The 8,803-nt window shown below is 45.9% G+C and carries 7 protein-coding genes and 1 pseudogene; 2 read left to right on the forward strand and 6 right to left on the reverse strand.

The features are described 5' to 3' along the window. The first annotated feature begins 79 nt into the window (after positions 1-79). Entirely contained in the window at positions 80-364 is a 285-nt protein-coding gene (locus tag Xenpb_RS18630; RefSeq protein WP_187655644.1) for a hypothetical protein, read from the forward strand. A gap of 557 nt (positions 365-921) precedes the next feature. Here the strand turns inward: Xenpb_RS18630 and Xenpb_RS20185 are convergent. Continuing rightward, positions 922-1,161, reverse strand: a pseudogene (locus tag Xenpb_RS20185) (integrase); the annotation flags it as partial. Between the two features lie 47 nt (positions 1,162-1,208). Here Xenpb_RS20185 and Xenpb_RS18635 point away from each other — a divergent pair. After that, positions 1,209-2,825: a DUF927 domain-containing protein gene (locus tag Xenpb_RS18635; protein ID WP_368666849.1), complete on the forward strand. Its 1,617-nt coding sequence runs from the start codon at positions 1,209-1,211 to the stop codon at positions 2,823-2,825. 548 nt (positions 2,826-3,373) lie between these two features. Here Xenpb_RS18635 and Xenpb_RS18640 read toward each other — a convergent pair. From Xenpb_RS18640 to Xenpb_RS18660, 5 genes are all read right to left on the reverse strand, one after another. Further along, positions 3,374-3,991, reverse strand: a complete 618-nt coding sequence (locus Xenpb_RS18640; RefSeq protein ID WP_187655645.1) for a hypothetical protein — start codon at positions 3,989-3,991, stop codon at positions 3,374-3,376. Positions 3,992-4,148: 157 nt separating this feature from the next. Beyond that, a complete protein-coding gene (locus Xenpb_RS18645; protein ID WP_187655646.1) occupies positions 4,149-4,790 on the reverse strand; it encodes a hypothetical protein in 642 nt (213 codons plus the stop codon). After that, positions 4,787-6,253, reverse strand: a complete 1,467-nt coding sequence (locus tag Xenpb_RS18650; RefSeq protein ID WP_368666848.1) for a hypothetical protein — start codon at positions 6,251-6,253, stop codon at positions 4,787-4,789. The genes Xenpb_RS18645 and Xenpb_RS18650 overlap by 4 nt, the downstream gene beginning before the upstream one ends. After that, positions 6,250-6,564 carry a hypothetical protein gene (locus Xenpb_RS18655; RefSeq protein WP_187655647.1) on the reverse strand — a complete coding sequence of 105 codons (315 nt, stop codon included), beginning with the start codon at positions 6,562-6,564 and terminating at the stop codon, positions 6,250-6,252. The genes Xenpb_RS18650 and Xenpb_RS18655 overlap by 4 nt, the downstream gene beginning before the upstream one ends. Beyond that, a complete protein-coding gene (locus tag Xenpb_RS18660) occupies positions 6,536-8,410 on the reverse strand; it encodes a type VI secretion system baseplate subunit TssF (RefSeq protein WP_187655648.1) in 1,875 nt (624 codons plus the stop codon). Before Xenpb_RS18660 ends, Xenpb_RS18655 begins: the two co-directional genes overlap by 29 nt. Positions 8,411-8,803 lie beyond the last annotated feature (393 nt).

The following is an 8,803-nucleotide window of genomic DNA, read 5'->3' on the forward strand; positions in this document are numbered from 1 at the left end:
CGGTCGCAGTGATTCATTTGCATATAATTGATTGATTTTTATCATGGTTGAAATACCAACCATCTAAAAGTGATGGAAAATGGCACGAAGAAAGCAAAAGAATTCACAATCGATAGTTTCCACGGTCGCAGGCAAGATTACTGTTTCTCCCAAACGTATAAAGTGCCAGACAGGTAAGGTGATGGCAGTTGCTACCATGCAGGCACAGAGTGATAAGCGCAGTGATTATCCGTTGCGTGTCGTGGGCTTTGATGAGATGGCGCTGTCGGTGATGCTGTTGCAGAGAGGTCAGGTGATCACGGTGACGGGGAAATCTTCTTACTGGCAGGGCTATCAGTTAACTGCTTCCTCAATCACTCCATAGGTTCCGACGAATGGTGTTGCAACCTTTTCACAAGATTGGAACGTTAAACGTACTGACCTACTACTGAATACGAAATTCGTTGTCAGTCATTAATCTAAGCTCGGCTTCCTCTTTTACCGCAAATGATGGGTTCTGATATACTCTGCAAATATTTTGTTCTCATGTTTTCTTATGTGCCCGTCTTTGTGTGATTACGAGGCAATAGTAATGGTACGAAGACAGTAAGAAAAGTCTCAAAATGACATAAGTGCAATTATTGGGAAATCTTTCATTGGCAGGGAATACCAGCTAACAGAAAGCGCAATGAATGAGAAAAAGAGCAAAATAATTCAGGGGCATAAAAAGGGGCATCATAACAATCAGTTAAATATAAAATTAATATATTCAGTTAGTTATAGTTATTTGCTAGTCCCGCCCTGGCACCAAATAAAAACTTGCTGTTAAACAGTGAGTTAGGGTAAGAAGAAGCCACCTTTTCAGGTGGCTTTTTTCATGACACAAATCACCTTTCACTATTCGTTCACTATATTCTTTCACTATATTTTTTGACCATCCGTTTACTTTTTTTGTCCCCCAACGACCGGAACGATACTCACTTTCCTATCATATCTTGTCGTTTGAGTAATGTTTTTATGTCCAGTGATTTTTTGTTTTTCGGCCAGTGTACCCTCCAGATCTGAAATTCCTTTTGCTTTCAGATCATGAAATGTGAAGTTAAAGTCCAGTTCAGGGAACTTTTCGATTGCGGCGGCTCTGGCTTTTTTCCAGCGGCTGTTAAAACCATCACGAGTATATCCGCAAGAACGGGATTTACTGGGCTGAACCGAAAGAACAAGGTGGCGAAATCGTCGAAGTTAAAAAATGGCTGAGCGATTACATGGAAATCGTTGGCATTGGCAATGATGGCAGCGAAGGTTATCTCATTATCAAGCTACGACAAGAAGGCACAGGAAAATATATCGTTGAGGCACTTCCACGCCGTGAAATCGGGATGCCCGTTGGTTGGGCTAGATTACGTTCACGAGGAATGAACATCACCGTAAAAAACAGTCTGTTGCCTGTTTTGGCTGAATATCTGCAACGCAGCGGCGATCGCCGTGAATGGATTGTGACACAAAAGGCAGGCTGGCACTGCGGAGCATATGTTATGCCGAACGGTGAGATCATCGGCCAGCCCTATATGCCTGTCGCGTTCAGTGGCGGCACATCTGCCATTGCCGGTTATGTGGTCAGGGGAAGCGCCGAACAGTGGAAAACACACGTTGCGTCATTACTGCAAGGCAACCGCTCAATGATGCTGGGCGTACTGGTGGGATTGTCTGCCCCACTTAATTCACTGACAGGCGGGAGCTGCTTTGGTGTGTATTTATTCGCCCAATCCTCCGCAGGGAAAACCACCACCGTTGAGGCGGCCAGCAGCTTATACGGCGATCCCGAAGAACTGAAATTATCATGGCACGGTACTAACCACGGTTTAAACAATGAAGCCGCAGCCCGTAATGATGGCTTTATGCCGATTGATGAAATCGGGCAAAGCTCGAACCCGAAAGAAGTCGCTAACAGTGCCTACAGTCTGTTTAACGGTGTCGGTAAAATTCAGGGAAAACGGGAAGGCGGGAACCGTGCTGTGATCCGCGGGAAGATTGCTGCTCTTTCAACAGGCGAGGAAGATTTAGAAACGTTTCTGATAAAAGGCGGGATCACCCCAAAAGCCGGACAGCTTGTCAGGCTGCTCAGTGTGCCCTTTATTGATACAGCATGCTTCAATGGCTATGAGGATGGTGATTCCCACGCAAGAGCCATCAAACGGGAATCCAAACGTTATTGTGGTGCAGCGGGTCGGGCATGGGTTCAATGGTTGTCTGAGTATCAGGAGCAGGCAATAGAAATGACTGCCCGTAAAGAAAAAGAGTGGCTTGATAGCCTGCCAGAAGAAGCCTCAGCGCAAGTCAAGCGCGTTGCCGTGCGTTTCGCGTTACTGGATGCCGTTGGAGAGCTGGCAACCCATATCACCGGCTGGAGTAAAGAAGCGAGTCATGCTGCGGTAAAACAAAGTTTCGATGACTGGTTAGCCGATTTTGGCATCGGAAACCGGGAAAAATATCAGGTAATAACGCGAACTCGTGACTTTATCCAGAAATACGGGCTGTCACGCTTTCAGCCTTATACCTACGGCAGGCCAAACGGGGATATTGATACCTCACACGCCATGAGAATTAATGATCTTGCCGGGTATCTGGTGCATAACCGCCGTCATGATGGACAGGCGGAATATCACATTATCCCCAGTGTATTTGAAGCAGAAATATTGCAGGGATTACAGAAGAAATCCGGCTTTGAAGCCTTAGAAGAGGCCGGAATGTTAGTTAAAGCGGAGAAAGACCGCTTTATCAGTAAAACCATTTCAGTGAACGGCACTCAGGGGCGGTTTGTGGTGTTGATTTTCAGGGATGAGGATTGACCTCATGCAAGAGAAAAAAACGTTGGGATAACGGGATATTGGGATAAGGAATATTTATTTTAAAATATATCAGTTAGTTATAGATATTTTACTTATCCCGTATTATCCCGCACTATCCCGTAACATTAGGTGATTACAAATAAAGAGATATTGTGACAGTGGAAGTTATCCCGAAAAAGTCTTTTCTCTGGTAGGTATTAATTCTTTGAATTTAAAGTAATTTAAAACTGTGAGGTTATGTCACGGGATAAGCTGGGATAACATGGGATAGAGTAACACAATGAAATATATAATAAATATGTCATTTACCCCGTTATCCCGTGAAAATTGGTGCAGTTATATAAAGAGAATCGACAATAACGGTTATTTTTTTCAGCTCTCCGTACTGCCGGGTTAATGTATTAGCCCGGTAGCTCGGAGATGACAAGCGCAGCGCGTCAGTGTCAATCTTAACGGTCAAAATGATTGTTGCCAAGCAGTTGAGTGTAAAAATAATATTCTTGTACTCATCTGAGATTACGTTATCACCTGCCTATAATGGTAAGTAACTACCGTGCCTTGGCAATCTCCATAGTAATCATATATCGTTCTTCATCAGGATGCCTCTTGTCGTTAAAACATCCCAGATTCACCATAGTCTGATATTGATCGCCAGCTCGCCAATAGGTTGTTTCAGAACATTTTAAACTGTGAAGTTTAGCCTGCAATTCTGGTGTATTATCCAGAGGTGGAAACGTCCTATCATAAACAGATACCCAACCAGCTTTACTCCATTGATCCTGTAAATCCAGCACAATCTTGATCGCATCATTGAAGAGTAACGGCTCAGTTTGTGGAGATATGCGTACACTCTCGATTATTCCATTATTATACTTAACAACAAAAAATCGGGCAGTCGGTGTCACAAATCCATATTTCTGGTCGGTAAAACGCAAACGCGCATCCGTTTTTGGAATATTGTACCAAATTTTATCAGGAAGGTCGGGATCAATAGCGGCACTGGAACGTTGTCGCATATCCTCGTACGGCTCACCGATCACCAGAGCTATCTCAGATTCGTTGGAGTAAAAGGCATGATAGAGATGGATGCCTGCTAGACCTAGAATGATAAGCAAAGATAAAACTAAAATACTGCGCTGCAAGTCTATGCCTTGCAATAAACTCATTCTACACCTCGCTCTGAAGCAATTGTTTGTATCGATTTTTCGATCAGATTTCGTTTACTATTCCTGTGTAACAACTCATCATCAAAACGTTGTGCAGTCCCCGATTTATCGAGTTAATTCATTAGCCCGGTAAATCGGAGAAGACAAGTGCAGCGCATCAGTCTGAATAATTCGTTACCCACGGCTCAGCAATCGCCAGCGTGATCAAATATCGCTCTTCGCGTGGGTGTCGGTCATCTCTGAAACGCCTCATAATCAACATGACCTGATACTGTTCTCCCGCTTGCCAATAGGTTGTCCCTGCTGAACCTTTCCTATTGCGAAGATCGTTACGCAATTCGGGTGTGTTGGCCAAAGCCGGACGCTCTTTAGCTTTGGTAAGTACCCAGCCTGCTTTACGCCACTGATCTTGTAAATCCAATACAATCTTAATCGCATCATCGTAAAGTAATGGCTCGATTTGTGGAGACATTCGTACGGTCTCGATGATTCCTCTATTGTAGGAAACAGTGAAAAATTTGGCCGGGGGGGTAATAAATCCGTATTTCGGATCGGTAAAGCGTAAGCGTGCATCCGTTTTTGGGATTCTGAACCCGATGCTATTATCATATGGTGGGCTAATTTTAGCACTGGAGCGTTGCCGCATCGCCTCGTAAGGTTCGCCAATCACCAAGGCTATTTCGGCGGGTTCACGGGAATAAAAGGCATGGTAGAGATAAGCGGCGGTTAAATTCAGAATGATTAATAATGCCAATATTAAACGCTTACGTTGTTGCCCCATGCGTTTTAGTAGACTCATTTGACACCTCCATTTGAAGCAATTTCTTTCAACGATTCGGCGATCACTCTTCGTTCATCACCCCGTAGCATCTCATCAAAACGCGTTGCTGCTTTGTAGACAAATTCCATACGATTTTCTACATTGGAGAGCCTGGACGTGAGACCATCCAGTATACCATTGGTAAATTCGATTGTTCTGCCATCATTAGTAGACTTGCACTGAGCCGCTAGCGGTAGTTCAACAGGCTGTGTTATAGATGTGTCACCAAGAGTATGGAACACCTGATTACCCCACAATGCTCCTACTAACCACCAATCACTGTACATGATGGCTTCTAGGATATTCTTTTGCTCGTGGTCAGCGAGGTGCCTAACGCCATCGGCAAGCCTTTTTTCGTCTATTGCTTTAAAGGCAAGTAGAATATTTGGAAAGTTATAACCAAAAATTAACGTATCTTCATCTACCGGCCACAATATTGGGAATTTGCTATTACCTTGGATATTTTGACGTTCCTCTATACAAGCTTCGAGCTCTTTTAATCCGCGTTGGTGGTAAAAAGCATGAAGTGGATATACATCCAGAAATAACGTTGCATTTCCAATCCCCATCATATTAAACGAACGCTTAAATGTTGCGTATGTAGCACCCTCGACGGCAACTGCACCGGATACCGTGGCTATTTGTATGTACTTTGATACTTCAGTTACTTTATTTTTTTTGCTGGCTTCTATACTTGCTTTTCCATCTTGTATAGCTTTGTCTATATCTTGAATAAAAGTTGTACCTGAAAAAGTGGACATAAATGGTGAAAACAGAGGAAGAGCGGAATGTACTCCCACCTTAGCTGCGCCCACCATCGCACGGCTTTTGGCCACTACATCCCCCTCCATATTTTCGACCGTATCAGAAAAATTTACCAACCCACATCCCACCTGCTTAGAAGCAAAAGCTGCAAGGCCAGCCCATTGAAAACGGTTGTCCTTTAACCATACATTAGCGTAAGTCTGATTAATGCGTTTATTACGCGCTATGGGGTCTACAATCAGTTCACCACCTTGCCCCACAATCTCTTCGGCCTCTTTTTGGTATCGGTACCAGAGACATTCTGCGGTGAGTATCGGTACATCAACCACTTTTCCATATGTCTTATCAAGATAAGGCTTACACTCTGCGAGAGACTTAGTGCATCTGTTCAATGTTAAGCTATCGTATCGATGTTGTTTAAAAAATTCGACTTCTTCATTTCTGACAGGAAAGCGGGGAGATATTTCGACAAAAAGAGGTATGGTCGCTAAAACCTCTTCGCTACTAACCCCATTTCCATCAGATACTCCTTGAATTACTATTGCTTCCCCCTTTAGCACCGTGTATTCCTTGTTAGGTATAGGTTTACCTGTGTAATCTGCCACAAGCCGAATACGAGCAACACGCTCAGCTACTTTTTGGCAATCAGGGCAATAAATCGAGTTCTCATTACTCACTGGTCTTTCTCCTGTTCTTTTTCTTGTTCCATCGTCAGCAGGTAATCCCGACTGGATACTTTTTCAATACGTTGCCCGGCTTCGAGTTTTTGTCGCAACCACTGTTCAATCCGGGGTTCCAAACTGCCTTCAGGCTTATCCAGTTGCTTCGCCATCGCGCCGTGATTTTCCCATAAATCACAATACAGTGAGCTGGTTAACACTTTCAGTCCGTAGGGAGAACGTAGCCAGACTGCCAGCAAGTGCTCACCCAATGTAAATGGGATTTCGCTGTTACCTTCGCTACACGCTTCGGGACGACAAAACCGCATCGGTTGCGGCCGGTCTATCATCAGTTCGGTGACAGGCGACAACATCAGTGACCAATCGCTGGGCGTGAAAGCAGGCACGAGTACGCCCAATATCCGGGCGTAACCCATCGACATGCCCGAACTGCCACAGCACTTTGTTACTGTCCGGGGTAAACATTTCCAGCATGACAAAGGTAGACTGGCTGATAAAACAGGCCACCGCCTCATTGATTAAGCGGCAGAAGCGGTACATCTCGCCGGGAGTGCGGTAACAATCTGGATTCAGCGTCAGTGACAGCACATACCCGCGAACCGGTCGCCCCACCCGCAATCGGTCGGTCAGGCGTTCTTCCACCTGTACAATTCCGTCAATATGTTGGCGGAATTGGCGGCTCAGTGGGCGATTTGTCTCGGTATGCGAGTCAAACAGGCGGAGGAATTGTTTCAGGCTGTCGGTAGCAAATAACATCACCGGCGGGCTGGAAAGGCAGGACAGCAGCGGCCAGCCGCTATTTTCCTGTAACAATGGCGGGTAATCGGTCATGACCGGGATAATATTCTGCGCACCAAGATGAGACGGTGAACTTTCCTGTGTCACTGTGATCGCCCCTTGTGCCAGTGTCAGCGCTTGTTCGTGGTAGCCGATGAAATGGCACGAGATGGCAATATCGGGTAAGTTTTTTGCGGGTCTGCCAGTCAAATCAAAAAAGTTCAGCCGGTGCCCGGTTCTGCCCAGGAAATCCTGTGTGGTCTGAAGCTGGTAATAAAAGTAATCAGGTTGCTGGCCGTCATCGAGAAAATGCCCGGCCGGAACAAACTGTTCAATCGGCAGCCAGCGATAAGGTGTTCCGCGTTGCTCATCGTTATCGGGCTGTTGCACCACCTGAATCTCCCGCAGCCGGAATAACCTCACAGATTCGCCCAACGGCAGCGGGTAACTGTGATTACCCGTTTCCAGCAGGATCGGCGGGCTGGTCTGGTTTTCCAAATGAATAGCAGGCACGCAGCCCAACAAAAACGCCCCGTCGACATCATCCAGCGGCAATTCGCCCTCGAAACGAAAAATCAGCTCAAACATGCTATCTTCATTCAGCGGCACTTGTGTATGCTCATTGCTGATGTCCAACGTGACGAAGTTATAAAGTGCAGGCAGCGCATAATATTCCACCAACGGTTGCAGGCCGGAATAGGTACTCTTGGGCATCGGTAGCAACGGGTCATTAAACAGACTATGCCAGCCATAAGGAAACGCACTGAGTCTCCTCTGTTTATTACCCTGTACGTTCAGGCTGACGTCACAAATATGCTGATCCAGCCACAGGCTAAGCTGGGCAGCGCGCTCCGTGTCGGTGCCAAGGAAAAAGGTCAGCGAGCCGCTTTGCCAAACCGGAGATGTTGTGCCCGTCTGACACAAAGTCAGAATGATCTCGCTGTGAGTGCCGGTTTTCTTTACTGTGCGTTGTTGCACGATTAACGGCTCAATATGCAGGGGACGGCAGGTTTTAAAGTCGAGCAACTGCCCGTTGAGGCTGGCAGACACCGACGTGCCGATCGGAATATCGGCGCTGCCCTGATGCTCATCTTCGGTAGGCGTAAACTGCACTACGGTCATGGGCGGGATTGGACACAGGGCTAACGGCCAGATGCGCGCGAGAATACCGTGGGTGATTTCGGGAAATTCATCTTCCAGTTTCTCCCGTACATTGGATATCAGCAGAGCAAAAGCCTCAAAAACACGCGCAATATCGGGATCATGGGATGAAACCAGAAAATCGGCCAGATGCGGTGACTCTTTCGCTATGCACTGTGCCAGCTCCCGCAAATAGGCACGCTCTTGCAGGTACAGCGATTCCTTGTTGTTTATCATTATTTGTACTTTGTAATGTTAGATTTTTTTATCCGGCAGGTTAATCTATTGTACACACTCATCAGTAAAATTAATTAACCAATTAGATGGAGTTTTCGCCTGATTTTGGCGAAATATGGGGGAACTAGCGGAATACGCACGAGAATTCAGGCAAAAATAAGGCTGACAGGAATCGTTAACGGTTTGACTCTTGCCTACCCAACCATTAATATCTTTTTCTACAAAATCGATCCATCGTCTGTCAGGATCGTCTTCGGGTGGCGAACCAAATCTATGGTCTTCCCCGTTTTTGCAACACTCATTTTGATGTATGGTTGGCTTGCTTAAATCTATCCGGCGTCTCTATGAGTATGGATACCCGCGCCACGATGAGTTCTGCGCCTGATGAACCTT

Source organism: Xenorhabdus sp. PB62.4 (genome assembly GCF_014467285.1).
Classification (GTDB): domain Bacteria; phylum Pseudomonadota; class Gammaproteobacteria; order Enterobacterales; family Enterobacteriaceae; genus Xenorhabdus.

Coding starts and splice junctions, on each gene's coding strand:
- Xenpb_RS18630 (WP_187655644.1), top strand. CDS start 80: ATGGCACGAAGAAAGCAAAAGAATTCACAATCGATAGTTTCCACGGTC.
- Xenpb_RS18640 (WP_187655645.1), bottom strand. CDS start 3,991: ATGAGTTTATTGCAAGGCATAGACTTGCAGCGCAGTATTTTAGTTTTA.
- Xenpb_RS18645 (WP_187655646.1), bottom strand. CDS start 4,790: ATGAGTCTACTAAAACGCATGGGGCAACAACGTAAGCGTTTAATATTG.
- Xenpb_RS18655 (WP_187655647.1), bottom strand. CDS start 6,564: ATGCGGTTTTGTCGTCCCGAAGCGTGTAGCGAAGGTAACAGCGAAATC.
- Xenpb_RS18660 (WP_187655648.1), bottom strand. CDS start 8,410: ATGATAAACAACAAGGAATCGCTGTACCTGCAAGAGCGTGCCTATTTG.